The 25,020-nt window shown below is 68.4% G+C and carries 22 protein-coding genes; 9 read left to right on the top strand and 13 right to left on the bottom strand.

The genetic code is table 11. The features are described from left to right. Positions 1 to 9: 9 nt before the first annotated feature. Positions 10 to 612 (bottom strand): amino acid synthesis family protein, encoded by a 603-nt coding sequence (locus QLQ85_RS20780; RefSeq protein WP_282740746.1) that lies wholly within the window; start codon positions 610 to 612, stop codon positions 10 to 12. A 429-nt stretch (positions 613 to 1,041) separates the two neighbouring features. Here QLQ85_RS20780 and QLQ85_RS20775 point away from each other — a divergent pair, with 429 nt between their 5' ends. Continuing rightward, the gene (locus tag QLQ85_RS20775) at positions 1,042 to 2,562 is read left to right on the top strand and encodes a BCCT family transporter (RefSeq protein WP_282740744.1); all 1,521 of its coding nucleotides are present in this window, start codon (positions 1,042 to 1,044) and stop codon (positions 2,560 to 2,562) included. A gap of 23 nt (positions 2,563 to 2,585) precedes the next feature. Next, complete coding sequence (locus QLQ85_RS20770) at positions 2,586 to 3,629, top strand: LLM class flavin-dependent oxidoreductase (RefSeq protein ID WP_282740743.1); 1,044 nt, start codon at positions 2,586 to 2,588, stop codon at positions 3,627 to 3,629. A 106-nt stretch (positions 3,630 to 3,735) separates the two neighbouring features. Here the strand turns inward: QLQ85_RS20770 and QLQ85_RS20765 are convergent, their stop codons facing one another. The 8 genes from QLQ85_RS20765 to ytfE all read right to left on the bottom strand — a co-directional run bounded on the left by QLQ85_RS20765 (position 3,736) and on the right by ytfE (position 10,770). Then, positions 3,736 to 4,482 carry an anaerobic ribonucleoside-triphosphate reductase activating protein gene (locus tag QLQ85_RS20765; protein WP_282740742.1) on the bottom strand — a complete coding sequence of 249 codons (747 nt, stop codon included), beginning with the start codon at positions 4,480 to 4,482 and terminating at the stop codon, positions 3,736 to 3,738. Then, positions 4,479 to 5,399, bottom strand: coding sequence for a U32 family peptidase (locus QLQ85_RS20760; protein ID WP_282740741.1), 921 nt, complete (start codon positions 5,397 to 5,399; stop codon positions 4,479 to 4,481). Before QLQ85_RS20760 ends, QLQ85_RS20765 begins: the two co-directional genes overlap by 4 nt. Positions 5,400 to 5,407: 8 nt before the next feature. Next, the gene (gene ubiU / locus QLQ85_RS20755; protein WP_282740740.1) at positions 5,408 to 6,403 is read right to left on the bottom strand and encodes a ubiquinone anaerobic biosynthesis protein UbiU; all 996 of its coding nucleotides are present in this window, start codon (positions 6,401 to 6,403) and stop codon (positions 5,408 to 5,410) included. A 101-nt stretch (positions 6,404 to 6,504) separates the two neighbouring features. Continuing rightward, positions 6,505 to 7,224: an anaerobic ribonucleoside-triphosphate reductase activating protein gene (locus QLQ85_RS20750; protein ID WP_282740739.1), complete on the bottom strand. Its 720-nt coding sequence runs from the start codon at positions 7,222 to 7,224 to the stop codon at positions 6,505 to 6,507. A 47-nt stretch (positions 7,225 to 7,271) separates the two neighbouring features. Next, on the bottom strand, positions 7,272 to 7,430 hold the full coding sequence (nrdD, locus tag QLQ85_RS20745; RefSeq protein WP_102629162.1) for an anaerobic ribonucleoside-triphosphate reductase: 159 nt from the start codon (positions 7,428 to 7,430) through the stop codon (positions 7,272 to 7,274). 50 nt (positions 7,431 to 7,480) lie between these two features. Then, positions 7,481 to 9,214: a ribonucleoside triphosphate reductase gene (locus QLQ85_RS20740; RefSeq protein ID WP_407650428.1), complete on the bottom strand. Its 1,734-nt coding sequence runs from the start codon at positions 9,212 to 9,214 to the stop codon at positions 7,481 to 7,483. Positions 9,215 to 9,443: 229 nt separating this feature from the next. Further along, on the bottom strand, positions 9,444 to 10,052 hold the full coding sequence (locus QLQ85_RS20735) for a hemerythrin domain-containing protein (protein ID WP_282740737.1): 609 nt from the start codon (positions 10,050 to 10,052) through the stop codon (positions 9,444 to 9,446). Positions 10,053 to 10,113: 61 nt separating this feature from the next. Continuing rightward, positions 10,114 to 10,770: an iron-sulfur cluster repair protein YtfE gene (gene ytfE, locus QLQ85_RS20730; RefSeq protein WP_282740736.1), complete on the bottom strand. Its 657-nt coding sequence runs from the start codon at positions 10,768 to 10,770 to the stop codon at positions 10,114 to 10,116. 153 nt (positions 10,771 to 10,923) lie between these two features. Here ytfE and norR point away from each other — a divergent pair, with 153 nt between their 5' ends. The 6 genes from norR to QLQ85_RS20700 all read left to right on the top strand — a co-directional run bounded on the left by norR (position 10,924) and on the right by QLQ85_RS20700 (position 19,159). Then, complete coding sequence (norR, locus tag QLQ85_RS20725) at positions 10,924 to 12,468, top strand: nitric oxide reductase transcriptional regulator NorR (RefSeq protein WP_282740735.1); 1,545 nt, start codon at positions 10,924 to 10,926, stop codon at positions 12,466 to 12,468. A 286-nt stretch (positions 12,469 to 12,754) separates the two neighbouring features. Beyond that, entirely contained in the window at positions 12,755 to 13,459 is a 705-nt protein-coding gene (locus tag QLQ85_RS20720; protein ID WP_282741012.1) for a succinate dehydrogenase iron-sulfur subunit, read from the top strand. A 250-nt stretch (positions 13,460 to 13,709) separates the two neighbouring features. After that, positions 13,710 to 14,327, top strand: coding sequence for a TetR/AcrR family transcriptional regulator (locus QLQ85_RS20715; protein WP_282740734.1), 618 nt, complete (start codon positions 13,710 to 13,712; stop codon positions 14,325 to 14,327). Beyond that, the gene (locus QLQ85_RS20710; RefSeq protein ID WP_282740733.1) at positions 14,324 to 15,586 is read left to right on the top strand and encodes an efflux RND transporter periplasmic adaptor subunit; all 1,263 of its coding nucleotides are present in this window, start codon (positions 14,324 to 14,326) and stop codon (positions 15,584 to 15,586) included. Before QLQ85_RS20715 ends, QLQ85_RS20710 begins: the two co-directional genes overlap by 4 nt. After that, the gene (locus tag QLQ85_RS20705) at positions 15,583 to 18,675 is read left to right on the top strand and encodes an efflux RND transporter permease subunit (RefSeq protein WP_282740732.1); all 3,093 of its coding nucleotides are present in this window, start codon (positions 15,583 to 15,585) and stop codon (positions 18,673 to 18,675) included. Before QLQ85_RS20710 ends, QLQ85_RS20705 begins: the two co-directional genes overlap by 4 nt. A gap of 91 nt (positions 18,676 to 18,766) precedes the next feature. After that, a complete protein-coding gene (locus QLQ85_RS20700) occupies positions 18,767 to 19,159 on the top strand; it encodes a ribonucleotide reductase subunit alpha (protein ID WP_282740731.1) in 393 nt (130 codons plus the stop codon). An 82-nt stretch (positions 19,160 to 19,241) separates the two neighbouring features. On the opposite strand, the gene QLQ85_RS20695 is transcribed toward QLQ85_RS20700, so the two are convergent. The 4 genes from QLQ85_RS20695 to QLQ85_RS20680 all read right to left on the bottom strand — a co-directional run bounded on the left by QLQ85_RS20695 (position 19,242) and on the right by QLQ85_RS20680 (position 22,891). Continuing rightward, entirely contained in the window at positions 19,242 to 20,411 is a 1,170-nt protein-coding gene (locus QLQ85_RS20695) for a globin domain-containing protein (RefSeq protein ID WP_282740730.1), read from the bottom strand. A 111-nt stretch (positions 20,412 to 20,522) separates the two neighbouring features. Continuing rightward, positions 20,523 to 21,089 carry a YIP1 family protein gene (locus QLQ85_RS20690; protein ID WP_282740729.1) on the bottom strand — a complete coding sequence of 189 codons (567 nt, stop codon included), beginning with the start codon at positions 21,087 to 21,089 and terminating at the stop codon, positions 20,523 to 20,525. 207 nt (positions 21,090 to 21,296) lie between these two features. Continuing rightward, on the bottom strand, positions 21,297 to 22,514 hold the full coding sequence (locus QLQ85_RS20685; RefSeq protein WP_282740728.1) for a cytochrome D1 domain-containing protein: 1,218 nt from the start codon (positions 22,512 to 22,514) through the stop codon (positions 21,297 to 21,299). A 23-nt stretch (positions 22,515 to 22,537) separates the two neighbouring features. Further along, positions 22,538 to 22,891, bottom strand: coding sequence for a c-type cytochrome (locus QLQ85_RS20680; RefSeq protein WP_282740727.1), 354 nt, complete (start codon positions 22,889 to 22,891; stop codon positions 22,538 to 22,540). Positions 22,892 to 23,234: 343 nt separating this feature from the next. On the opposite strand from QLQ85_RS20680, the gene QLQ85_RS20675 reads away from it, so the two are divergent. After that, positions 23,235 to 24,962: a nitrite reductase gene (locus QLQ85_RS20675; protein ID WP_282740726.1), complete on the top strand. Its 1,728-nt coding sequence runs from the start codon at positions 23,235 to 23,237 to the stop codon at positions 24,960 to 24,962. Positions 24,963 to 25,020 lie beyond the last annotated feature (58 nt).

Genomic DNA, 25,020 nt, shown 5'->3' with positions numbered 1-25,020 from the left:
CCTCGCTGCTCAGTCGTTGACACCTGCCTGCTCGGCCTCGGCGGCCAGTTCCTGCAGATCCTGATAGCGGTTACCGATACGCGGATGCAGGCGGCCGCCATCGGCGGCACCCAGCGCGACAACGATCTCGTCATGGCGGGGAGCGTCTTCGATGCGCATCTCCAGGGTGACGTAGTGCGAGCGGAAGCCCTCGTCGTGCTTGTGCATCATGGGGATCTGGATCGAACTCCCCGGCCCGCCACGCTTGTTGGTGAAGCTCAGGTAGCTCTTGGCGCCCACGGCATCGCGATAGTGATTGCCGAAGCGCAGGGTGTGAATGATGGCCGAGGCGTGTTCGATCTCGCCGTCGGTGCCGACCACCGCCGCCTTGCCATACGCCTCGATGGCGTCTCCATCGATCTCCTTCAGCACCAGCTCGACGAGCCGCTCGCCAAGCGCGGAGCAGCCGCTGCGGATCTCAGGGGCCAGATCCTCGATGAAACCGCGGCCATGCCAGGGGTTGGCGATCACCGCTGCCACGCCAAGCATGGTCACCGGGCGTTCTCCTCGCTTGCCCCCCTCGATGTAGGTCGTCTCGCGGTAGGTCGCGATCTTGCGGATCTCAAAGCCCATCGTTGCCTCCACTGGTCAGGCCCGTGCCGATGGTTTGGGTAGCCATCGGCTCCTGTATCTTGGCATACCATAATACCGAAAGAATAAATCAGCAACAGGTCTTCGATACCAAGGCACGGAAGAGTGGCGATGACGAAGAGGTTGATTGATGTATCATATTGTTTTTTAAATAAAAATATTATTCGGTGGCGTGAGGAATGGGAGGTCGGCTGGAATAAGTACTTGCGAACTGTATTATGGCATACCAGAATGCGTGACGAGTCATCGCCGCAAAGTGCATGGCTCGATACGCCACCAGGCTCGTGTGCCACTGCGGGCGCCGTTGCCACAACTAGCCACAACTACAAGACATCCAGGGAGAGACTCCCCATGCCAGACTCTCGACAGGCCACCCCAGGGCGCGGAGTGTTTGCCGGTGTGGACAGGACCATGGCGATCGCTTCGACAGCGATGGTGGTCGCCTTCGTCCTCTTCACCGTGCTGCAGCCGGCGCTGGCCAACAGCACTTATCAGGCCGTGAAGCAGTTCATCGAACAGGAGCTCGGCTGGTATTACATCCTGACGGTGAATGTGGTGCTGATCGTCACCATCGGCATCATCTTCAGCCCCTACGGCAAGTTACGCCTGGGGAGCGATGAGGAGCGTCCCGAATTCTCCAACTTCACCTGGTTCGCCATGCTGTTCAGCGCGGCGGTAGGCACCGGGCTGCTGTTCTGGAGCATCGCCGAGCCCTTGAGCCACCTGCAGGGCAACCCCTTCATTACCATGGCCGGTGATGAGCCCTACTCCATGGAGGCGGCACAGACCGCCCTGCGTATCACCATCTTCCACTGGGGACTGCATGGATGGGCGATCTATATCCTGGTCGGTGCCATCCTGGCCTATTTCGCCTATCGGAGAGGACTGCCGCTGACCATACGCTCGGCGTTCTACCCTTTGCTTGGCGAGCGCATCCATGGGCCGATCGGTCATTCCATCGACCTGCTGGCGATCTTCGCCACCCTGTTCGGTACCGCCACGACGCTGGGGCTCGGGGTGTCGCAAATGAATGCTGGGCTGAATGGTTTGTTCGGCATGGAAGTCAACAGCACCAACCAGGTCCTGCTGGTCCTGGGAATCACGGTGATGGCGACCCTCTCGGCGGTATCCGGGCTGAAGAAGGGCATTCGGCTGCTGAGTGAATGGAACATCTACCTCAGCATGATCCTGTTCGCCTTCTTTATCCTGGCCGGGCCGACCATCTTCCTGCTGGCCACCTTCACCAATAGCCTGGGTGATTATCTATCCAACGTGGTCGCGATGGGGTTCTGGACGAACTCCGATCCCGAGAGTCAGTGGCAGGGGTGGTGGACCCTCTTCTACTGGGGATGGTGGCTCTCCTGGGGCCCCTATGTCGGCATGTTCATCGCGCGGATATCACGCGGGCGTACCATTCGTGAAGTACTGCTCGGTGGCATGCTGGCCGCCACCCTGGGCGCGATGACCTGGATCGTCATCTTCGGCGGTACGGCGCTTCATCTGCAGCTGTTCGGCGGTGTCGACCTGGCTTCAGTAGCCAATACGGACGTGACCAAGGTGTTGTTCCAGACCATTGCCGCCCTGGATGTGCCCTGGGCCACCACCTTCATGGTCGCCATGGCCACCGTGATGATCGTCACCTGGTTCGTGACGTCCGCCGACTCGGGCACGCTGGTCATCTGCACCATCCTGGCCAAGGGCAATCCTCACCCCCCACAGCTATACCGAGTGATATGGGGCCTGGGGCTCGGTGCCACCTCCGCCGTACTGCTGTTGGCCGGTGGCCTGGAAGCTCTGCAAACGGCTGCCATCGCCGCGGCGTTTCCCTTCTCGCTTGCCTTGCTGATCATGGCGTACTGCATGATCAAGGCGCTGGGCGAAGAGGGGCGCGAAGCCGAGCTGGCCACAGGAAGACGGACCGAAGCGTCCTAACGACATTCGTCAGGAGAATCGATATGCAGTTTTCCCTCTTTCTGCACATGGAACGCTATCACGACCACGAGAGTCACCGGCAGCTGTTCGAGGAGCTCTGCGAGCTGGTGAAGATCGCTGAAGCCGGAGGCTTCCGCACTGCCTGGATCGGTGAACATCATGGCATGCAATTCACCTCGTCGCCGAGCCCGACCGCCCAACTGGCATACCTGGCGGCCAAGACCGAGCGTATCCGCCTGGGGGCGGGTACCTTCGTGGCGCCGTTCTGGGATCCGATCCGCCTGGCGGGTGAAGCCGCCATGCTCGACATGATCAGTGACGGCCGGCTCGAGTTCGGCATCGCCCGCGGTGCCTACCAGTTCGAGTTCGACCGCCTTGTCGATGGGATGTCGGCGGCGGAGGGTGGCCAGGCACTGCGCGAGATGGTGCCGGCAATTCGTGGCTTGTGGCAGGGAGACTATGCTCACCAGGGCGACGTCTATCGTTTCCCTGCCACGACCAGTGTTCCCAAGCCCCTACAGGCCACGTTGCCGCCGATATGGATCGCCGCTCGTGATCCTAATTCTCACGACTTTGCCGTCAAGAATGGTTGTAATGTCATGGTGACGGCCTTGATGAAAGGCGATGAGGAAGTGGCGGACCTGGCGCGCAAGTTTGATGCCGCTTGCGCCAACCACCCCGATATGCCGCGTCCCGATCTGATGCTGTTGCGCCACACCTACGTACACGAGGAAAGCGACCCGGAGGGCTGGCGAAAAGGCGCCGAAGCTCTCAATCTCTTCTATCGCTACTTCCTGGCCTGGTTCAAGAACGACCAGCAGGCGGTCGATGGCTTCTTCGAGCCGGTATCCGAAGAAGCCGTGGCCGACAACCCTGAATTCTCGCTCGACAGCCTGCGTCGCAACATGATGATCGGCACGCCGGGTGAGTTGGTCGATCGGCTCAAGGGCTATGAACGGCTGGGCATCACGGAGTACAGCTTCTGGACCGACAATACGCTGCCCTTCGACGAGAAGAAGCGCTCACTCGATCTGTTTATCAATGAGGTCATGCCGCACTTTCGTTGATCGTGGAGGCATGCCAACCGCCTGGATGCATCTTGCACCTGGAGTTGGCAATGACATTGCAGCTGAAAGCCCCGGGGCTATTACGAGCCCAGGCTATATCGATGGCTCAGTGGCGCAGCTCGATATGCGCGAAGTGGGGCCTGAGACGCCGCACCAGGGCGTCGAGGGCCGCGAGGGAGGGGGCGCCGGGGACCGGCCGGCAGTACTCGGGGTCGAGGCACTGGTCGGTGCGGGCGGGTTGCAACACGTAGCGCCGCACGCCGCAGTCGGCCAGGGTCAGCGCCAGGCGCTCCAGATCGGCGAGGCCGAAGTCCTGCCAGTGCACCGTGGTGCGGCACTCGTGGGCGACGCCGCTGGCCAGCAGCATCTCCAGGCTGCGCACATGGCGGCGCCAGATGCCGGTGCGGCCACAGACCCGGTCGAAGTCGCGGCCGCGCCCCTTGACGTCCAGCGCCACCCAGTCGAGGTGGGGCAGCAGGGCCGCCAGCCGCTCGGGGTAGGGGCCGGCGGTGTGCAGGCCCACCGCGAGTCCCATCGCCTTGACCTCGGCCACGGCCGCGTCCAGGCCGGCGTGCAGGGTTGGTTCGCCGCCGCTGAACACCACGGCCTCCAGGCCCTCCCGTCGCTCGGCCAGGAAGCGGTGGATCGTCTCCCACTCGCGGGCGCTGCCGCGGCGCGGCGTGGTCATCTGCGGGTTCTCGCAGTAGCCGCAGCGCAACGGGCACCCCTGCAGGTAGATCACGCAGGCCCGGCGGCCGGGGAAGGCCCGGTGGTCCGCCGCGTCGAGCCCGGCGATGGGCAGGCGCAGGGTCGGCAGCGCCACGCTGTCGATGATCGTGGCCAGGCGGCTCATGGGCGCGCCGCTCCACGGCTGTTGTCGATGCCGGGGCGGCCGTGCCAGTAGCCGTCACAGATCTCGGCGTCGACCAGGGCGAGCGGGTCGGGGGCCGGCAGCGTGCCGCGACGGGCCGCGTCGAAGGCGGCGACCACCTCGGCCATGCCCTCGGCACGGGGGCTCAGCCGGGCCACCGCCACGCCCATCCCGGCCATGGCCGGCACCTCGTGGCGCAGGTCCTGGCAGGCGCCGGAGAGGGTCTGGATGCCGTTGAGGGTGAACACCTCGCGGGATTCCTGGGAGCGCAGCGCCAGGCCCTCGGGATGCTTCTGACAGACGAACCGGCAGCGATCCTTGGGCTTCTGGTAGCGCCGCGCGGTGAAGCAGCGCGACGACCAGGCCAGCGGCAGGTGACCGTAGGCGAACACCTCGCAGGGCGCCTCGATGCCCGCCTCGCGGCAGTCGGCCAGCAGCCGCGCCAGGTCGGCGCGGGACATCTCCACCGGGGCCTGCCAGCGCTGCATGCCGACGCGGGCCAGCACGCCCAGGGTCGCCGGGTTGTAGAGGTTGAGCGCCGCCCCGGCGACGAAGGGCAGTCCATTGGCGGAGAGGCGTTGCACCGCGCTCTGGTCGTTGGCCTCGACCACGAACTCGCCGTTGTCGCACAGCCGGCGCAGGTCGCGCAGGTCGGCCTCCGACTCGATCAGCGTCTGGCTCGCCAGCACCACCCGCTTGCCGCCCTGGACCAGCTCGCGGCCGATCCCCAGCCAGTCATCGAGCTTCATGTCGCGGCGGCGCGAGCACACCGACTCGCCCAGGGTGACGATCTCGACCGGCCAGTCGGCGGCCTCGCGGTAGAAGTCGGCGTAGCGCTCGCGGGTCCAGTAGAAGAGCACCGGACCCAGCGACAGCGTGAGGGTGTCGGATAGCGGCATGGGGCCTCCTATTTCCAGCGGCGCTCGTAGGCGCCCAGGGTGGTGGTGGCGCCTTCCGAGACCTCGTCGAGGCCGGCCATCCAGGCGGGCTCGGGGTGGAAGCGCTCGGGCGTGCGGTCGAGGCGGTCGAGCGCCTGGTGCCAGATGCCGGCCACCTTCGACACGTAGGCCGGGCTGCGCTGGCGGCCCTCGATCTTCACCGCGCTGATGCCGAGCTCGGCGAGCTCCGGCAACAGCTCCAGGGTGTTGAGGCTGGTGGGCTCCTCGATGGCGTGGTAGGTCTCGCCCCCCACCTCGAAGCGCCCCTTGCACAGGGTCGGGTAGCCGGCCCGCTCGCCCTCGGTGTAGCGGTCGATCAGCACGCCACCCAGGCGTGACTCCAGCCCCTCTGGGGTCTCCTCCCAGCGCACCTGGGCCGCCGGCGAGCAGACGCCTCGGGTGTTGGGCGACTCGCCGGTAAGGTAGGACGACAGGTAGCAGCGCCCCTCGGCCATGATGCACAGGCTGCCGAAGGCGAACACCTCGAGCTCCACCGGGCTCTGCCTGGCCAGGTCGCGCACCTGGGTGATCGACAGCACCCGCGGCAGCACGGCGCGCCGGATGCCGAACTGCTCGTGGTAGAAGCGCAGCGCCTCATGGCTGGTGGCCGACCCCTGCACCGAGAGGTGGCGGGCGAGCGCCGGATGGCGGCGGACAGCGTAGTCGAGCAGCCCCATGTCGGCGAGGATCAGGGCGTCGACGCCGAGCTCGGCGGCCTGGTCGACGGCGCGGGTCCACATGGCCCAGCCGTCGGGCTGCGGGTAGGTGTTGATGGCGCAGAACACCCGCTTGCCGCGGGCGTGGGCATAGTCGATGCCTTCGCGGGCGCGCCGGTCGGTGAAGTTGAGGCCGGCGAACTGGCGGGCGTTGGTGGTGTTCTGGAAGCCGAAGTAGACGGCATCGGCCCCTTCGTCCACGGCGCGCTTCAGGGCGGGCAGGTTGCCGGCGGGGCAGACGAGCTCCATGGCGGACTCCTGTCGATGAAAACCCGACCATGCTAGTCGACCATTCGCCGGCAGCCCTTGACGCGGATCATGGCGAGGCGGGTTCGGGCGGCCGCGGCTGCTCAGCGGCGCAGCGCCAGGCTCGCGAAGGCGGGGCGCAGGCGCTCGACGAGGGCGTCCAGTGCCGCCGCCCCCGGGGCGCCGGCGACCGGTGCGGTGTAGTCGCGGTCGAGGCACTGCGCGGGGCGGGCGATCTGGATGGCATAGCGGGTCACGCCGCACCCGGCCAGGCTTAGTGCCAGCCGCTTCAGCGCCGCCAGGTCGAAGTCGCGCCAGTGCACGGTGGTGCGGCACTCGAACTCGACGCCGCTTTTCAGCAGCAGGGCCAGGCTGCGCTCGTGTGCCGCCTGCAGGCCGGGGCGGCCGCCGATGCGGTCGAAGGTCTCGGCGTCACCCTTGACGTCCAGCCCCACCCAGTCGAGCCGGGGCAGCAGCTCGGCCAGGCGCTGGGGGTAGACCCCGGCGGTGTGGAGCCCGACCTTGAAGCCCATGGCCTTCGCCTCGCTGACGGCGGCCGGCAGGGCGTTGTGCAGGGTCGGCTCACCGCCGCTGAACACCACCGCCTCGAGCAGCCCGCGCCGTCGCGCCAGGAAGTCGCGGACCGCCTGCCACTCCGGCGGCTCGCCGCGCCGCGGTGCCAGCATCTGCGGGTTGTGGCAGTAGCCGCAGCGCAGCGGGCAGCCCTGCAGGAAGACCACGCAGGCCAGCTGGTCGGGATAGTCCAGGGTGGTCATGGGCGTCAGGCCGGCCACCGGCAGCCGGATCGTGTTGCTCTCGGACATGGCGAAGCTTCCGGGCCGGGCACCCGGGGATGCCCGGCGTGAGGGGGTCAGCGGCGGGTGGCCGACTCGGTGAAGTGGCGGCGCTCGCGATGCTCGGCGCGCTTGCCGAGGTTGAACTGGCTGACCGGGCGGTGGTAGCCCATCACGCGGGTCCAGACCTCGCAGCGCTGGCGCTGTTCGGTGGGCAGGCTGTCGTGGTGTGTCATGTCGTGGCTCCTTCCAGTGGGTTGCAAAAACAGCGGGTTGAAAAAACGCCTCAGGCCGGGGTGGCCGCGGCGCGTCTTGCCAGCAGTGCCTCGTCGCACTTCGGGCAGAACTCGTGTTCGCCGGCCAGGTAGCCGTGCACCGGGCAGATCGAGAAGGTCGGCGTCACGGTGATGTAGGGCAGGCGGAAACGCGACAGGGCGGTGCGCACCAGGGTCCTGCAGGCCGCCGCACTCGAGAGCTTCTCGCGCATATAGAGGTGCAGCACGGTGCCGCCGGTATAGCGGGTCTGCAGTGGATCCTGGTGGATCAGCGCCTCGAAGGGGTCGTCGGTATGGCCCACCGGCAACTGGCTGGAGTTGGTGTAGTAGGGCGCCTCCGGCATGCCGGCCTGGAGGATGCCGGGGTAACGGGCGCGGTCCTCACGGGCGAAGCGATGGGTGGTGCCCTCCGCCGGGGTGGCCTCCAGGTTGTAGAGGTGCCCGGTCTGCTCCTGGAAATCGCGCATCCGCCCGCGCACGTGATCGAGCACCTCCAGGGCGAGCTGCTGTCCCTCCGGATCGGCGATGTCGTAGCGGTCATCCGAGAAGTTGCGCACCATCTCGTTGAGCCCGTTCACGCCCAGCGTCGAGAAGTGGTTGCGCAGGGTGCCCAGGTAGCGCCGGGTGAAGGGGTAGAGGCCCTCGTCCATCCACTGCTGGATGCGGCTTCGCTTGAGCTCCAGGCTGTCGCGGCCCAGCGTGAGCAGTCGGTCGAGTTCACGGATCAGCCCGGCGCGGTCGCCGGCGAAGCGATGGCCGAGCCGCGCGCAGTTGAGCGTCACCACGCCCAGCGAGCCGGTCTGCTCGGCGCTGCCGAACAGACCGTTGCCGCGCTTGAGCAGCTCGGAGAGGTCGAGCTGCAGCCGGCAGCACATGGAGCGCACCATGTGCGGCTCCAGGTCCGAATTGAGGAAGTTCTGGAAGTAGGGCAGCCCGTACTTGGCGGTCAGGGCGAACAGCCGCTCGGCGTTGGCGCTCTGCCAGTCGAAGTCGGGGGTGATGTTGTAGGTGGGGATCGGGAAGGTGAACACCCGCCCCTGGCGGTCGCCGGCTTCCATCACCTCCAGGTAGGCGCGGTTGAGCAGGTCCATCTCCGCCTGCAGCTCGCCGTAGGTGAACGGCTGCTCCTCGCCGCCGACGATCGGCACCTGGTCGCGCAGGTCCGCCGGACACACCCAGTCGAAGGTCAGGTTGGTGAAGGGCGTCTGGCTGCCCCAGCGCGACGGCACGTTGAGGTCGTAGACGAACTCCTGGATCGCCTGCTTCACCGCCGGGTAGTCGAGGGCGTCGCGGCGCACATAGGGCGCCAGGTAGGTATCGAAGGAGCTGAACGCCTGGGCGCCGGCCCACTCGTTCTGCAGGGTGCCGAGGAAGTTGACCATCTGCCCCAGGGCGCTGGTGAGGTGGCGCGGCGGGTCGCTCTCGGCGCGCCCCGGCACGCCGTTGAAGCCCTCGATCAAGAGCTGGCGCAGCGACCAGCCGGCGCAGTAGCCGCACAGCATGTCCAGGTCGTGGATATGCAGGTCGCCCTCGCGGTGGGCCGTGCCGATGGTGGCCGGGTAGACCTCGTCGAGCCAGTAGTTGGCGATCAGCTTGCCCGAGACGTTGAGGACCAGCCCGCCCAGGGAGTAGCCCTGGTTGGCGTTGGCGTGCACGCGCCAGTCGGCGCGTTCGAGGTACTCGTTGACCGTGGCGGCGACCCGGACGGTCCCGTGACGACGACTCTGTGCGGTAGGTGCACTCACCACTGCTCTCCCTATATATAGTGATTTCATTCCAATGTGGCACCATATGTTGTGCTGATAGCAGACTAGCCGTCCCGTTGGCTAGATAACATGATCCAGATCAGCAAGATCGTGATGACCGGCCTCGGGCCAGCAGCGAAAGTGAGGCACGCTGGCCCCCCATGGGCCGGTGGAGCCCATGGGGAGGCAGGTTTCGGGGGGGGGCAGGAGCGGATCAGTGGTGGGCGACTCAGGCGGGCTTGGCGTCGCACAGCGGACAGAAGTCGGCCTGTTCGCCGTGCCCCAGGCGCAGCCCGGTGCGGTTGTCGGCAATCTGCCGGTAGAGCAGCTGGAAGCTGGGGCTGCCCTCGGCAGGGCTGTCCAGCGGGAATCCGGACGTCATGCCGTCAAGCGCCCGGGCAGGGACCTGTCGCTCGATGAGTGGGAAAATGTGCCGGTTCTCGGTATGCAGGTGGTGGTGGTAGAGCTCGCTGAAGGCTAGGGCCAGGTTGCGCAGATTGGCGTCAGCCTCGGCGCCTGGCGTCTCGTCCGCCATTCGGTGGAATGCCGCCTCGAGCTCGCGGCCATAGGTCGTGATGCGCCGGTGTTCCACGACCAGCACCTCGAGGGTGTCGCGGCTGTCGGGGTGGCGCGCGGCGAGGTGCTCGAAGAGGGCATCCTCCACCCGGTGATGCCACTCCTCGGGTTGCCGGGTCAGGTAGTGGCAAAGCCGCGCCAGCAGTCGGTAGTCGGGGATCTCCTCGCAGGCCGCGATATGCAGCTGTCGGTCGAGGATGCAGAGTAGCGCCTCGTAGCGGTAGTGGTCGGCGTGCAGGCGTTCCAGAACGATGGCTTTCATGGTGGCCTCCCCGGTGCGTCACCGTTGGTCGCGGCGACGCACCGTCGCGTGTGCGACCGGCTCAGCCGGCGCGTTCGAAGAGCAGGTTGTTTTCCAGGTGGATGTGCTGCATCAGGTCGTTGCGGAACTCGTGCAGCCCGGTGTAGAGGGTGCGCCAGGTGGTGCAGGCGCCCTTCGGCGGGGTGATGTCGTCGGTCAGCGCCAACAGCTGCGCGAGATGCTCGCCGTGGTCGTCGTGCTCGTGGCGCATCACCGCGATGGGTCCCTGGGCCTGGGCGCCCATGCCCCGGCGCAGCATCGGGAAGAGGATCTGCTCCTCCTTCTGCATGTGGCTCTCCATCTCCTGGTGGATCGTGGTGAGCAGGTCGGCCAGCCCGTTGGGGCAGGTGTCGCGCTCGCCGTGGACCTGCTCGACGCGGCGTGCCATGCGCACCAGCTCGGGTAGCTGCTGGCGGTGGACGTCGTGGTAGCGAGTCAGGAGATGGTCGATCAGCACGTCGTTGCTGGCCGACTGCCAGTCGAGCTCGTCGCTGGCACCGGCCGGCAGTGCCTCGAGCTCGGCGACCAGGGCGTCGGGGGCCAGCCCCGCGCGCTCGGCCGCCTCGCGCAGGCTGATACGGCCGCCGCAGCAGAAGTCGATGTTGTGGTCATGGAAGACACGGGTGGCACCCGGCAGGGTCAAGGCGGTACGACCGACGCTCTGTTCCAGCAGGCTCATGGTGTGGATTCCTCGATGAAGTTGGACGGCATTCTTGATAAGCAAGGTGCGTGCCAGGATGTGAGCGCCCGTCTCTTGCAGTATTACCGGCTTGAGGGTGAAAATTACCCGGCTAAACTCGGGTAAATAGAACCCTGAAAGGTAAAAATCACCATGCTCGATGAGACTCTGCTGGCGGACCTGGTCGCCGACCTGCCCAGCGCCGTGCGCCTGCAGCGGCTGACGTGCACCCTGCGCGAGGGTTTTCGCTGCGGCGCCGTCTGCCTGCTGCGCCTGGAGGAGAATGCGCTGGTGCCGGTGGCCGTGGATGGGCTGGTTCGCGAGGCGCTGGGACGGCGTTTCGAGGTGGCCCATCACCCCCGCCTGGCCACCATCCTCGCCAGCCGTCGTTCCACGCTTTTCCCGCCGGATGCCAGCCTGCCGGACCCCTACGACGGCCTGGTGGAGCAGCAGCCCGGCCAGCCGCTGCACGTCCACGACTGCATGGGCATCAGCCTGCACGTGGAGGCCGAACCCTGGGGCGTATTGACCCTGGATGCGCTGGAGGCGGGCACCTTCGATGACGCCGATCGCACGGCTCTGGAGCGCTATGCGTTGCTGGTCGAGGCGGCGGTACGGGTCAGTCGCCTGGAGCGGGACCTGCGCGCCCTGCGCATGGCGCAGCAGGATGGTAGCGTGCCTCTCGAGGTGCCCGAGGTGCGCGACATCCTCGGCCACAGTGCGGTGCTCCAGCGGCTGCTGCGCGAGCTGGACGTGGTGGCGGCCTCCGACCTGCCGGTACTGCTCAGCGGGGAGACCGGGGTGGGCAAGGAGCTCTTCGCGCGTCGCTTGCACCGGCGCTCTTCCCGACGTGCCGCGCCGCTGGTGCAGGTCAACTGTGCCGCGCTGCCCGAGTCCCTGGCCGAGAGTGAGCTGTTCGGCCACGTGAAGGGGGCCTTCTCCGGCGCCACCGCCGAGCGTGCCGGCCGCTTCGAGGCGGCCGACGGCGGCACCCTGTTCCTCGATGAGGTAGGCGAGCTGCCGCTGCCCGTCCAGGCCAAGCTGCTGCGCGCCCTGCAGGAAGGCGAGGTGCAGCGCCTGGGCGAGGACACCCCGCGCCGGGTCGACGTGCGGATCATCGCCGCCACCAATCGTCACCTGGCCGACGCCGTGCGCGACGGCCACTTCCGCGCCGACCTCTACCACCGGCTGTCGGCCTACCCGGTGGCGATCCCGCCGCTGCGTGAGCGGGGGGGCGACGTGCTGGTGCTGGCCGGCCATTTCCTGGAGATCAACCGTGCCCGGCTCGGGGTGCGTAGCCTGCGACTCTCGCCGGATGCCGAGGCGGCGCTGCTCGCCTACGCCTGGCCGGGCAACGTGCGCGAGCTCGAGCACGTGATCAGCCGGGCGGCGATCAAGGCGTTGAGCCAGGGCGCGCGGCGCGACGAGATCATCACCCTGGAGCCCGCCCGACTCGATATTCCCGTCCGCGCCGCGGTGCCCGGTGGTGCATCGGAGCTACCGGAGGGGGCGGACGAGATTGCGCCACCGACGCTGCGTGAGCGAGTGGAACAGGCCCAGCGCCAGGCGATCCGCGAGGCACTGGTCGCCTGCGACGGGCGCTGGGCGGCGGCCGCCCGGCGGCTGGAGGTGGATCCCAGCAACCTGCACAAGCTCGCCAGGCGGCTGGGGCTCAAGGCCGGGGGCGGGACACGCTGAAGGTCGAGTTGATCCTCCTGCCCTGACGGCTATCCTGTAAGACGTAAAATACACGCATCTTAGCGCTCGTGCGCTGGCTCTGGCGGTTCACGGTAGCGGGTGGTCGCCATCGCCGCGATTTTCCTCAAGCCGATCGTACGCCTGATGGCAGGGTGTCTGATCATGGGGGCTGCCGGGTCGGTTCAGGCCGATGATCACGCGGCAACCCGGGGGGCTGGCTGCCCAGCCTCCTGACGTAAACGCCCCAGGAGGGATTCGCCTGATGTCAGCCGGAGACCAGCCCATGATCAAGGTGCATCTCTATCGCTATCATCCCGAGCAGGACGACCTGCCGAGAATGGCAAGCCTGGAAGTCGAGGAGCGTTTTCGCAAGGCCATGGTGCTCGACGTCCTCGAGCACCTCAAGCAGCAAGATCCCACCCTGGCCTATCGGCGCTCCTGCCGGGAAGGGGTGTGCGGCTCCGATGGCATGAACATCAACGGCAAGAACGGCCTGGCCTGCATCACCCCGGTGGAGGCGGTGTTGGGCGATTCCAACACCCTGACCCTGCGTCCGCTGCCCGGCATGCCGGTGATTCGCGACCTGGTGGTGGACCAGTCGCTGTTCTTCCGGCAGTTCGAGAAGATTCGGCCCTGGCTGATCAACGACGACTCGCCCACGGCCATCGAGCGTCTGCAGAGCCCGGCGGATCGCGAGAAACTCGATGGCCTCTACGAGTGCATCCTCTGCGCCTGTTGCAGCTCGGCCTGTCCCTCCTGGTGGTGGAACCCGGACAAGTACATCGGCCCGGCCGGTCTGATCCAGGCCTACCGCTTCCTGATCGACAGCCGCGATACCGCCACCGACGAGCGCCTGGCTGAGCTCGACGACCCGTTCAGCGTGTTCCGCTGCCGCCAGATCGCCAACTGCACCTGGGTCTGCCCCAAGGGGCTCAACCCCATGCATGCCATCGGCCAGATCAAGGCGATGCTGCTGGCGCGCGGCAGCTGACCGCAGATGCGATACCCAGCCCAGGAGGTGCGAGAGGGCCTTTCGACAGGTGAAGGATCTGCTCGAATGGCTGCACGACGTCCATGATCGACTGTTCGACCCGTCCCCGGGCCTGGCCAATCCACAGCCGGTCGAGCGGATGAGGTTGGCGCTGGCGTTTCTGGTCGACCCCGTCGGGTCATGGCCACTGGCGCGGGAGAGTGTCGTGGCATAAGATAGTAATCAATTACTATCTTTTGGCGAGACGACCATGACAGCGAAACGTCACCTCACCGCCGAGGCGCGCCGCGAGCGCACCGTGGAGACGGTCATCGAGCTGTGTGCCCGCGACGAGCCGGCGACGCTGACCACCGGCGCGATCGCCAGGCAGATGGGCGTCACCCAGGGGGCGCTGTTCCGCCACTTCCCCAGCAAGGACGCCATCTGGGAGGCCGTGGTGGACTGGGTCGGCCAGCGGGTGATGCAGCGCGTGGACGCCGCGGCGGCCGGCGCCGATGCCCCCCTCGCGGCGCTCGAGGCGATGTTCATGGCCCATGTCGCCTTCATCGTCGAGCACCCCGGGGTGCCGCGCCTGCTGCTCGGTCAGCTGCAGCATGCCCGGCCGACGCCGGCGCGGCGCATGGTGCGCTCGCTGCTGTTTCGCTACCGCGAGCGGATCACCGCCCTGCTCGAGCAGGCCCGGGCGGCGGGCGAGCTGCGGGAGGGGCTCGATCTCGAGGCGGCGACGATGCAGTTCATCGGCACCATCCAGGGCCTGGTGATCCAGGCGCTGATGGCCGGCGAGGTGACGCGACTCCTCGATCAGGCGCCGGGCGTCTTCGCGATCTACCGTCACGGCATCGCCGCCGACGGGGAGGCGCGCTCATGACACCCCCGGCGAGGCGCCTGGGGCGGGCGGCCACGATCCTGGCCGGTCTGGCACTGGGCATCGGCCTGGCCGTGCTGTTCGTCGCCACCCGCCAGGCACCGCTCCACGGCGAGGCGGCGCCACCGCCGCCGAGCGTGACGGTGATCGAGGCCCGGCCGCTGGCGTTGCGCCTCGAGGCCCGCGGCCACGGGGCGGCGCGCCCCACCGAGACCTGGCAGGCGGTGGCCAACGTGGCCGGCCGGGTGGTCGAGCGTCACCCGGACCTGGAGGGCGGCGCCCTGCTGCGCGAGGGGACCCTGCTGCTGGCACTGGATCCCTCCCGCTACGCGCTGGCCATCGCCGAGGCCGAGGCCGAGCTGGCACGCATCGAGCGGCTGGCGGCCGGCGATGCCGTGTCGCGCTCCCGGCTCGACGAGCAGCGCCGCAGCACGCTGAGTCAGCGCCAGGCGGTGGCCTCGCTGGAGAACGCCCTGGCGCTGCTGCCCGCCCGTCACCAGGTCCTCGAGGCCCGGATCGAACGGGCCGGCACGGGGCTCGCCCAGGCCCGCCGCGACCTCGAGGACACCCGCTTCACGGCGCCCTATGACCTGCGCCTGGGCGAGGTGGAGGTGGAAATGCACCAGTTCGTGGGGGTTGGCCAGCGACTGTTCGAGGCCGACAGCCTGGCGGCCGCCGAGGTCGAGGCCCATGTGCCCTTCGCCATGATGCGGCGGCTGCTGGGCGGCGTGGTTCCTGCGGAGCTGCCCGAGGACGTCCTGGACCGTGCCGAGCGGCTCGACCTCTCCGGGATCCGAGCCGAGGTGGCCCTGGTCGGGGCCGCGGACGTGGGCTGGGTGGGGCGCGTGGTGCGGGTGGCCAGCGGCCTCGACCCGGCCACCCGCACCGTCCGGGTGGTGGTGCGGGTCGACCACCCCTATCGCGAGGCGCGGCCGCCGGACCGGCCACCACTGCTGCGCGACATGTACACCCGGGTGACGCTGTCCGCCGCCGACACGGTGCCCCGGCTGGTGGTGCCGGCCGCGGCGGTGCACCAGGGCGAGCTCTACCTGGCCGACGAGGACGACCGGCTCGAGCGCCGCCCGGTCGAGGTCGCCTTCGAACAGCACGACCTGGCGGTGATCGCCGCCGGGCTCGCCCCCGGGGAGCGGGTGATCGTCGACGACCTGCAGCCGGCGATCAACGGCATGGCGCTGGTCCCCCGGCGCGACGAGGCCCAGGAGCGGCGGCTGCGGGTGCTGGCGGCGGGAGAGCGGCCGTGATCCGCTGGTTCGCCGGGCATCCCACCGCGGCCAACCTGCTGCTGCTCCTGCTGGTCGCCGCCGGGCTGTTCGCCGCGCCCGGCCTCAAGCGCGAGACCTTTCCCGACTATCGGCCCGTCGAGGCGCGCATCGAGGTGGTCTACCGCGGCGCCAGCGCCGCCGACGTCGAGGACGCCGTCTGCCGGCGGCTCTTCGATGCGGTCAAGGGCGTGGAATCTCTCGACGAGTTCGCCTGCGTGGCCCAGGACAACCTGGCCAGTGCCACGGCGACCATGGAGGCCGGCGGCGATGCGATCCGCTTCCTCAACGACCTGGACACCGAGGTCGGCGCCATCACCGACCTGCCGGCCCGCGCCGAACGCCCCGTGGTGCGTGAGTTGCATCGCAGCGACCCGGTGGCGGCGGTGGCGGTGAGTGGTGACATGCTCCGCAACCAGCTCGAGGACTATGCCCTGGTCCTCGAGGAACGGCTGATGCGCCTGCCCGGGGTGGCGGACGTCACCGTCCAGGGCATGTCGCAGCGCCAGTGGCAGGTCGAGGTGCCGCGCGAGGTGCTCGGCCAGTACGGCCTCTCGGCCCGGGAGCTGGGCGCCAGGGTCCGGCGCCAGAGCCTCGACATGCCGCTGGGCACCCTGGAGACCCGCGACCGCGACATCCTGCTGCGCTTCACCGACCAGCGCCGCTCGCTGCACGAGCTGGAGCGCCTGGTGGTGGTCTCCGACGCGGCGGGCGGCGAGCTGACCCTGGGCGAGATCGCCACGCTCCGGGAGGTCGGCGAGCGTCCCGAGGAGCAGATCCGTTTCGACGGCGAGCCCGCCCTGGTGCTCGAGGTGAACAAGTCGCTGCGCGACGATGCCCTGGACGTGAAGGCCGCCCTCGAGGCGCTGCTCGAGGCGGAGCGCCGACGGCTGGACGGGCGGGTCGCGCTGAGCGTGACCCAGGACATGACCGGCATCGTGCGCGACCGGCTGCGAATGCTGGTGGGCAACGGCCTGCTGGGGCTGGCGCTGGTGGTGCTGGTGATGAGCCTGTTCTTCCGGCCGCGGCTGGCGCTGTGGGCGGTGTTGGGGCTGCCGGTCGCCTTCATGGGGGCCTTCCTGGTGATGGCGCTGAGCGGCCTGTCGCTCAACATGATCACCCTGGTGGCGCTGCTGATGGCCATCGGCATCGTCATGGACGATGCCATCGTCATCACCGACAGCGTCGCCGCCCATGCCCGGGAGAGCGCCCCGCCGCTCGAGGCAGTGGTGGCGGGGACCCGCCAGGTGCTGCCCGGGGTGCTGTCGTCGTTTCTCACCACGGTGGCGGTGTTCGCCCCGCTCGCCTTCCTCGCCGGCGAACTGGGGGCGGTGCTCGAGGTGCTGCCGGTGGTGCTGATCGCCGCGCTGGTGGCCAGCCTGGTCGAGGCCTTCTGGATCCTGCCCCACCATCTCAAGGGCAGCGTGGAAAGGCTGCAAGAGGGGCGCGGCTCGCGCCTGCGGGCGGCCTTCGAGCGCGGCTTCGCGGGGTTCCGCGAGCGGGTCGGGCGTGCCGCCGACGCCGCGATTCGCTTTCGCCATGCGGTATTGGGTGGCGTTCTGGCGGTGCTGCTGGGCTCGGTGGGCTTCCTGGCCGGCGGCCATATCGGCAGCGAGGCGATGCCCGACATCGACGGCGACGTGCTCGAGGCGCGAATCCTGATGCCCCAGGGCACGCCGCTCCACCGCACCGAGGCGGTGGCCGAACGGGTCGAGGCGGCGATGCGGCGCCTCGACGCGCGCTTCACCCCCGACCAGCCAGGCGGCGCGTCCCTGGTCGAGGCGATCCAGGTGCGCTTCAATCACAACCCCAGTGCCCGGGAATCGGGGGCCCACGTGGCCACGGTGATGGTCGACCTGCTCACCGCCGAACGCCGTCGGATCACCCTGGGCGAGCTGACCGAGGCGTGGCGCGAGGAGCTCGGCTTGATCACCGGCGTGCAGAGCCTGATCATCCAGGAGCCGGGCATCGGGCCCGCCGGCGTGCCGGTGGAGGTGCGCCTGCAGGGCGAGGACCTGGACGCCCTCAAGGCCGCGGCGCGGGAGCTGGCCGCGCACCTGGAGGGCTACGCCGCGGTCTACAACATCATCGACGACCTGCGTCCCGGCAAGCCGCAGCGCGCCTTCGCCCTGGCCGAGGGGGCGCATGGCCTGGGGTTGACCGCCGAGGAGGCCGCCTCCCAGCTGCGCGCGGCGCTGCTCGGCGAGATCGCCGACACCCAGCGCATCGGCGACCGGGACGTCGAGATCCTGGTGCGCCAGGCCGGTGGCGACCGCGACAGCCTCGACGACCTGCTCGACCAGACCATTGCCCTGCCCGACGGCCGCCGCGTGCCCCTGGAGGTGGTGGCGACCCTGGCCGAGCGGCGCGATTGGGCGCGCATCACCCGCATCGACGGGCGGCGCACGGTGACCGTGGAGGCCAATGTGGATGCACGCCTCGCCAGCGGGCAGGCCATCGTCGACGACCTGCGGGGCGGCTGGCTGGCGCACTTCCGCGATCGCCACCCCGCCGTCGAGGTGAGCTTCGAGGGACAGGTGGCCCGCGCCGCGGAGACCGGCGCTTCCATCCGTCGCGGCCTGCTGATCGGACTGGTCGGCATCTTCGTGGTGCTCTCCTTCCAGTTCCGCAGCTACGTCGAGCCGCTGATCGTGATGGTCGCGATTCCGCTGGCCTTCCTCGGCGCCATCTGGGGCCACGTGGCCATGGGCTACTACCTGTCGATGCCCTCGCTGGTCGGCGCCGTGTCGCTGGCCGGCATCGTGGTCAACAACGCCATCCTGCTGATCCACTTCATCAAGGGGCACCGCGAGGCGGGGCTCTCGGCGGTGGCCGCCGCCGGCCGGGCCAGCCGCGACCGGCTGCGTGCCATCCTGATCTCGTCGACCACCACCATCGTTGGCCTGCTGCCGCTGCTGGCGGAGACCAGCACCCAGGCGGTCGCCATCAAGCCGCTGGTGATCTCGGTGGTGTTCGGCCTGCTCAGTTCGACCGTGCTGGTGCTGCTGGTGATTCCGGCGCTCTACGTGCTGCTCGACGACCGGGGATGGACGCGACCGCCGCAGCGCTGACCGCCGGCGCCTGCCGGCTTTCCCCTTCCCGTGAAGGGGGCGGCCCGTTACGCTGCGGTTCTACCATCGCCATCATGTAGAAGGAGGCCCCGTGGCCATTTCCCGCTTTGCCGACCTGCTCGAGGAGGCGCGGCGTCAGCCCGAACCGCAGCGCCTGCTGTTCGTCTGTACCCGCGCCGAACTGCCGGATCACCCCAGCGCGGAGCAGCGTCGCCGCTTCGAGCAGGGCGAGGGCGGGGTGCTGACGCCGATGCTCTGCGTCGACAAGACCCCCGACGAGCTCAGCGACATGGCGGCGCTGGTGGCGGAGTCGGAAGCGACCGGCGTCGAGTGGGATATCGTCTTCGTGGCGGCCATGGCCGACCAGGGCGGGTCGGCGCTCGCCGAGCAGCACCTGCAGCGCATGGTGGAGTCGCTGAAGACGGGCAGCATCGGACAGTTCCTGGCTTTCGATCGGGCCGGCGAGGTAGTCGGCTTCCAGTGAGCCGGGCGCTCACCCGGTACCGTGAGGCACGGGGCCCGGGCGCATGGCGTCCGGGCCCCGTGCCTATGTCGTCGGGAGTCGATCAGGCCGCGTCGAGGGGGCGTGAGGGGCCGAAGTGCTCGTAGTGGCGGCGCTCGGCAGGCACGCCGAGGTCGGCCAGGGCAAGGTCCACGGCACTCATGAAGCCCTGGGGGCCGACGAAGTAGCAGCGCGCCCCCTCGGGCAGGACACGGCCCAGCAGCTCGCGGTCGACCCGGCCGCTGTGGTCGGCATCGTCACCGCGCTCGTGCACCGTCACCGCCTGGAGCCGCTCCGGATGTTCGGCGGCCAGGGCCGCGACCTCGTCGGCGAAGGCGTGGTGCTCGGCGTCCAGGGCGGCGTGCAGGTAGACCACCCGGCGCCCCCGGGAAAGGGCGTGGCGCGCCAGGGGCAGCATGGGGGTCTGGCCAACGCCGCCGCTGGCCAGCAGCAGCGGTTCGTCACCTTCCGCCAGGGTCAGGTCACCGGCGGGCGGCAGCAACTCGACGCTATCGCCCACCCGCAGGACGTTGTGGAAGTGGCGGCTCGCCCGGCCGTCCGGCTCGCGCTTGATGGAGAGGCGATAGGTGGTGCCGTTGGGCACGTCGGAGAGGCTGTAGTGGCGGTAGACGGGCTCGCCGTCGATGACCAGACGCACGCCGATGTACTGGCCGGGCTGATGGTCGGCGACGGCACCACCATCCTCGGGCACCAGCACGAAGGAACGGATCACCGTGCTCTCCTGCCGGGTCGCGGCGATACGGAAGCGCCGCGTGCCGCGCCAGCCGCCCGGACGCTGCGCGAATTCCAGGTAACGATGGTCCTCCAGCTCGATCAGCAGGCCGGCGAGCTCCTCGTAGAGTGCGCTCCAGGCCGCGGCGATCTCCGGGGTCACCGCCTCGCCCAGCACCTCGCCGATGGCGGCCATCAGGCACTCGCCGACGATGGGATACTGCTCGGGCCGGATGTCCAGGGAGACGTGCTTGCTGACCACCGTGGCCAGGGTATCGCGAGCCTTCTGCGGGTCCGCGCGCAGTTGCACATAGGCCAGCACCGCACCGGCCAGGGCGCGGGGCTGACCACCGCTCTGCTGGTGGGCGTCGTTGAACAGCGGCTTGACCTCGGGGTAGCGGTCGAACATCAACGGGTAGAAGCGCCGGGTGATGGCGTCGAGGTGGTCGGCCACGACCGGGGCAGTGGTATCAATCAAGTGTTCCTGTTCAGCCGTCAGCATCGGGTTGGTTCCGTCGTCTATCTAGGGGGGACCTCATTAAGATGCATGAAAGATACATCTTATGATTCGGCATGCCAACCCCGTCTCCCGATACAAGATGTCGCAGGTGCTTCAGTAGGCCCAGATGATGGCCATCAAGAGCCCCCAGGCGAGTACGCCAGCGGCCATGATGGTGTAGGTGGCGTACATGGTGGTCACGTCGTTGTCGCTGCGCTCACATAGCGCCTGCAGGCCGTGGTAGACCAGGCTGCAGGAGATGCCTAGCGCCACCAGCACGGCCAGGGCGTTGAGCAGCAGGCTGGGGATCAGCAGCACGAGCGCGGAGGACCACAGCGGCAGCGGCGCCAGGGCCGCCAGCAGGTAGGCGTCAGGGTAGTCGATCGAGAGCTCGCGGGTGCCGTTGACCACGGTATGGATCAGCCAGCCCATCACGAAGAAGGTGAGCAGCTCGGCCAGGAACAGGATGGTGGTGATGAAGCGCCACTCGCGATCGGCGAAGCCCAGGACGAAGTCGTCGCCGTAGTGGGTGCCGGCGTAGTAGAGCAGCAACGGAGGCAGCAGCGACATGGGCAGTACCAGGCACCAGGCCAGCACCGGGATGGAGGGCTTCCGCTGCTGCAGTGCCTTCCAGCCCGCCCGGCGGGTGAACGGAAGCTTGATCACGGTAACGGGATTCATGGCGGCGTCCTCTTGACGTCGGGGATGCGGCACGGGACATATCACGCTGTGATATTATGACTTAACCATTAGGCTCCGCTTCATCCTCTGTCAAGCCGCGCGCCGCGGGCGTTGTGGACAACCAGAGCGCCGCCTGCTGCCCGCACCCCTCGACGTGATCCTGCGCCTCGACGCGCCGCTGATATCCAACCGGCGCATCGCGGCAGGCTACAGGCCGATGCGGTGGGCCCGGTGGGTGAAGAAGATGCCGCTGGGTGACGCGGCCGGCAGGGTCGCCAGCGTCTCGAAGGTGCGGGTGTCGTAGACCTTGACGTGACCGCTGTCCCGGGACGAGATCCAGATGTGCTCACCGCGGGGCGTGAACTCCGTGTGCAGGATCGACTCGCCCGGCGAGAGGGTCTCGATCACCTCGTGGCGGCGGGTGTCGATCACCTGGACCACGTCGTTGTGCGGATGGGCGAAGGTGACCCACACCTGCTGCTCGTCGGGGCGGCTCATCACGAAGATCGGCTGGCCCTGGACCTCGATGCGATCACTCAGTGTCCAGCCACGGGTGTCGGCCACCAGCACCTCGTGGCGGCCCACCGCCGGGAAGTAGGCCCGGTCGCCGGCCATGGCCCAGCCCTCCAGATGCGGCATCTTGTAGACCGGCAGGCGCTCCTCGCCGCGGCCGTAGTCCGGCAGGATGCGCTGCGCCCCCGCCTCCGGGTGCCAGAGGTCGAGCAGGGCCATGCCGTCCTCGCCGAACAGGCCGGCGATGTAGTAGCGGCCGTTGGGCGTGATCAGGGCGTCATAGGGCAGGCTACCCACGTCGCGGTGCTTCTCCAGCACCGGCTCGTCGCCGGACGGGTCCAGCACCCAGATCTCGCCGGCCTCGAACAGGCTGAACACGAAGCGGTTACCCGGCGCATCCACCAGCCCCACCACCTTGGCCCGGTCGCTGGTGCCGTCGGGCTTCTGGTAGGTGGCCGGCACGTCGATGACCAGTTCCAGGGTCGCGGTATCGAAGATCTTCACCCCGCCCGGCTCGTAGTTGGCCACGGCGACGAAGCGGCCGTCCTGGGAGATGGCGCCGCCGATGCTGTTGCCCGACTGGACGATGCGCCCGTCGACCTCGCCGGTGAGCAGGTCGAGCCGGGTCAAGCCACCGTCGCGGCCGAAGACGAAGGCGTGACGGGCGTCGCGGGAGAACTTCACCGAGGCGTGGGACAGATCGCCGAAGCCCTCGACGTGGCGCAGCACCGCCTTGCGGGTGGTGTCGACCAGCGCCACGCTGCCGGTGGCGCGCTCGATCACCACGCCGAGGTCCCCGGTGCCCCGCAACTCGATCCCCCCCGCGGCCGGTTCGGCAAGGCTCTGGCCGGCGACCAGCAGGGCCAGGGCAACGCCGGCGAGCAGTGTCTTGAGCGGAGGCGAAAGGGGCATGGCGGGTCTCCTGTGCCGAGAGATCAGTCTTTTTCCAGCGTTTCCAGCCGATTGTCGGTCTGCAGGTGGTCGGCCAGCCAGCGGGCGTCCGCCTCGCTGATCAGCGCCTTCCAGCCGGGCATGGCGCTGCCGGGGATGCCGTGCAGGATGACATGGCTGAGCGCATCCGCACCGAGCGCCTGCATGCGATCGCGGGGCAGTGCCGGCCCCAGGCCGCCGCGCAGCGTCATGCCGTGGCAGGAGCCGCAGTCCTGATAGAGCAGGGTCTCCAGTTCCGCCTCCCGGGCCGGGGCGATGGCAGCGTGTTCCGTCGCGGCGGCCGGGACGGCGAGCGGCCAGAGGGCACAGAGCAGCGCGAGACGATGGCGGCGGAGCATGGGGGGTTCCTCGGATCGGCAGCGACCGGTGTCGTCGGTGCCCAGTGTCGGGCCCGCGGCTCCGGCCCGCCTTGACCGGCGTCAATGGAGCGTGCGACGGGTCGAGAGGATCAAGCTTTCCGGCGTCTGGCAACTTGTCTTTGGAGGTAGGTCGAGCTCGCGTTGATGCACGTCAAGGTGGAGTGCGAAAGCGGGGCGGGAGATGCAAAAGATGCATGAAAAATGATTTTTACTGGCCCAGTCTTGCTCCGGGAGTGCAGCACCGGACCCCCGGTCACCCCGCACAACAAGAATCTCACCGCCTGGCGATGCTGCTTTCGTGGATCACGACAGAGGTGGAACGATGATGAAGAAAGACGGGTATCTCAAGCCGCTGGCGGTGGCCATCACGGCTGCTTCCCTGGGCATGGGACTGGCGTACGCCTACGAGGATGACCCCGGCCAGGAGTCCAAGGCCGCCTATCAGGGGGCCGAATCGGCCGTGGAGGGGGCGTCTGCCAGGACAGTGCGGACCCCGGGCGCGCCCGACCTGACCGACGAGGAGTTCGAGTCGGCCAAGGAGATCTATTTCCAGCGCTGTGCGGGTTGCCATGGCGTGCTGCGCAAGGGGGCCACGGGCAAGCCGCTGACCACCGATATCACCCAGGAGCGGGGCCTGGAATACCTCAAGGCCTTCATCAACTACGGCTCCGCGGCCGGCATGCCCAACTGGGGTACCTCGGGCGATCTCTCCGACGACGAGGTCGAGCTGATGGCCAAGTACGTCATGCACGAGCCGCCGGTGCCGCCCGAGTATGGCCTGGCCGAGATGCAGGCGTCCTGGGAGGTGATCGTACCGCCCGAGGAGCGACCCACCGAGCAGATGAACGCCCTCGACCTGGAGAACCTCTTCTCGGTCACCCTGCGTGACGCCGGTCAGATCGCGCTGATCGACGGCGGCAGCAAGGAGATCGTCCAGGTCCTCGACACCGGCTACGCGGTACACATCTCGCGGCTGTCCGCTTCGGGGCGCTATCTCTTCGTCATCGGCCGCGACGCCAAGGTGGACATGATCGACCTGTGGATGGAGGAGCCCGCGATCGTCGCCACCATCAAGGTCGGCCTGGAGGCGCGCTCCGTGGAGACCTCCAAGTACGATGGCTACGAGGACAGGATCGCCATCGCCGGCACCTACTGGCCGCCCCAGTACGTGATGATGGATGGCGAGACCCTGGAGCCGCTGAAGATCATGGGCACCCGGGGCATGACCGTGGGCACCCAGGAGTACCACCCCGAGCCCCGGGTGGCGGCCATCGTGGCTTCCCACCAGCATCCGGAGTTCATCGTCAACATCAAGGAGACCGGCAAGGTCCGCCTGGTGAACTACGAGAACCTGGAGGCCGTCAGCACCGTGGAGATCGACACCTCCCGCTTCCTGCATGACGGCGGCTGGGACGCCTCGGGCCGCTACTTCATGACCGCGGCCAATGAATCCAACCAGATCGTGGTGATCGACGCCCAGGAGCGCGAGCTCGAGGCCATCGTCGACGTGGGCAAGATCCCGCACCCGGGGCGTGGCGCCAACTTCGTCGACCCCGAGTTCGGCCCGGTGTGGGCCACCAGCCACCTGGGCGATGCCACCATCCAGTTGATCGGCACCGATCCGGACGGGCATCCGGACAGCGCCTGGACGGTGGTGCGGACCCTGGAGGGTCAGGGCGGCGGCTCGCTGTTCATCAAGACCCACCCGGAGTCCGACAACCTCTACGTCGACACCGCGCTCAACCCGGGCGAGGGGCCCAGCCAGAGCGTGGCGGTCTTCGACATCAACGACCTGGAGGCCGGCTTCGAGGTGCTCCCCATCGCCGAGTGGGCCGACGTGGGCGAGGGGCCGAAGCGCGTGGTGCAGCCCGAGTACAACAAGGCCGGCGACGAGGTGTGGTTCTCCGTCTGGAACACCATGGACGAGACCTCCGCGCTGGTGGTCGTGGATGACACGACCCGCGAGCTGAAGCACGTGATCAAGGACGAGCGGCTGGTCACCCCGACCGGCAAGTTCAATGTCCTCAACACCCAGCACGATATCTACTGATCGAGAAACCGGCGGCGGGCCCCCGGCCCGCCCGCCCATTCCGCGGGAGAAGTGAGCT

The organism is Halomonas kalidii, assembly GCF_030010475.1.
In the GTDB taxonomy this organism is placed as follows: Bacteria; Pseudomonadota; Gammaproteobacteria; order Pseudomonadales; family Halomonadaceae; genus Halomonas; species Halomonas heilongjiangensis.
The sequence above is the reverse complement of the archived record's forward strand: the minus strand, read 5'-3'. Positions and strand labels throughout refer to the sequence as shown.

Bases quoted from the DNA above. Each gene is read 5' to 3' on its own strand.
- QLQ85_RS20680 (WP_282740727.1), bottom strand. From the start codon at position 22,891: ATGCTCCGCCGCCATCGTCTCGCGCTGCTCTGTGCCCTCTGGCCGCTC.
- QLQ85_RS20775 (WP_282740744.1), top strand. From the start codon at position 1,042: ATGGCGATCGCTTCGACAGCGATGGTGGTCGCCTTCGTCCTCTTCACC.
- QLQ85_RS20715 (WP_282740734.1), top strand. From the start codon at position 13,710: ATGACAGCGAAACGTCACCTCACCGCCGAGGCGCGCCGCGAGCGCACC.
- QLQ85_RS20690 (WP_282740729.1), bottom strand. From the start codon at position 21,089: ATGAATCCCGTTACCGTGATCAAGCTTCCGTTCACCCGCCGGGCGGGC.
- nrdD (WP_102629162.1), bottom strand. From the start codon at position 7,430: ATGACACACCACGACAGCCTGCCCACCGAACAGCGCCAGCGCTGCGAG.
- QLQ85_RS20765 (WP_282740742.1), bottom strand. From the start codon at position 4,482: ATGAGCCGCCTGGCCACGATCATCGACAGCGTGGCGCTGCCGACCCTG.
- QLQ85_RS20780 (WP_282740746.1), bottom strand. From the start codon at position 612: ATGGGCTTTGAGATCCGCAAGATCGCGACCTACCGCGAGACGACCTAC.
- QLQ85_RS20735 (WP_282740737.1), bottom strand. From the start codon at position 10,052: ATGAAAGCCATCGTTCTGGAACGCCTGCACGCCGACCACTACCGCTAC.
- ubiU (WP_282740740.1), bottom strand. From the start codon at position 6,403: ATGGAGCTCGTCTGCCCCGCCGGCAACCTGCCCGCCCTGAAGCGCGCC.
- QLQ85_RS20770 (WP_282740743.1), top strand. From the start codon at position 2,586: ATGCAGTTTTCCCTCTTTCTGCACATGGAACGCTATCACGACCACGAG.
- QLQ85_RS20695 (WP_282740730.1), bottom strand. From the start codon at position 20,411: ATGCTGACGGCTGAACAGGAACACTTGATTGATACCACTGCCCCGGTC.
- norR (WP_282740735.1), top strand. From the start codon at position 10,924: ATGCTCGATGAGACTCTGCTGGCGGACCTGGTCGCCGACCTGCCCAGC.
- QLQ85_RS20760 (WP_282740741.1), bottom strand. From the start codon at position 5,399: ATGCCGCTATCCGACACCCTCACGCTGTCGCTGGGTCCGGTGCTCTTC.
- QLQ85_RS20675 (WP_282740726.1), top strand. From the start codon at position 23,235: ATGATGAAGAAAGACGGGTATCTCAAGCCGCTGGCGGTGGCCATCACG.
- QLQ85_RS20685 (WP_282740728.1), bottom strand. From the start codon at position 22,514: ATGCCCCTTTCGCCTCCGCTCAAGACACTGCTCGCCGGCGTTGCCCTG.
- QLQ85_RS20750 (WP_282740739.1), bottom strand. From the start codon at position 7,224: ATGTCCGAGAGCAACACGATCCGGCTGCCGGTGGCCGGCCTGACGCCC.
- ytfE (WP_282740736.1), bottom strand. From the start codon at position 10,770: ATGAGCCTGCTGGAACAGAGCGTCGGTCGTACCGCCTTGACCCTGCCG.
- QLQ85_RS20710 (WP_282740733.1), top strand. From the start codon at position 14,324: ATGACACCCCCGGCGAGGCGCCTGGGGCGGGCGGCCACGATCCTGGCC.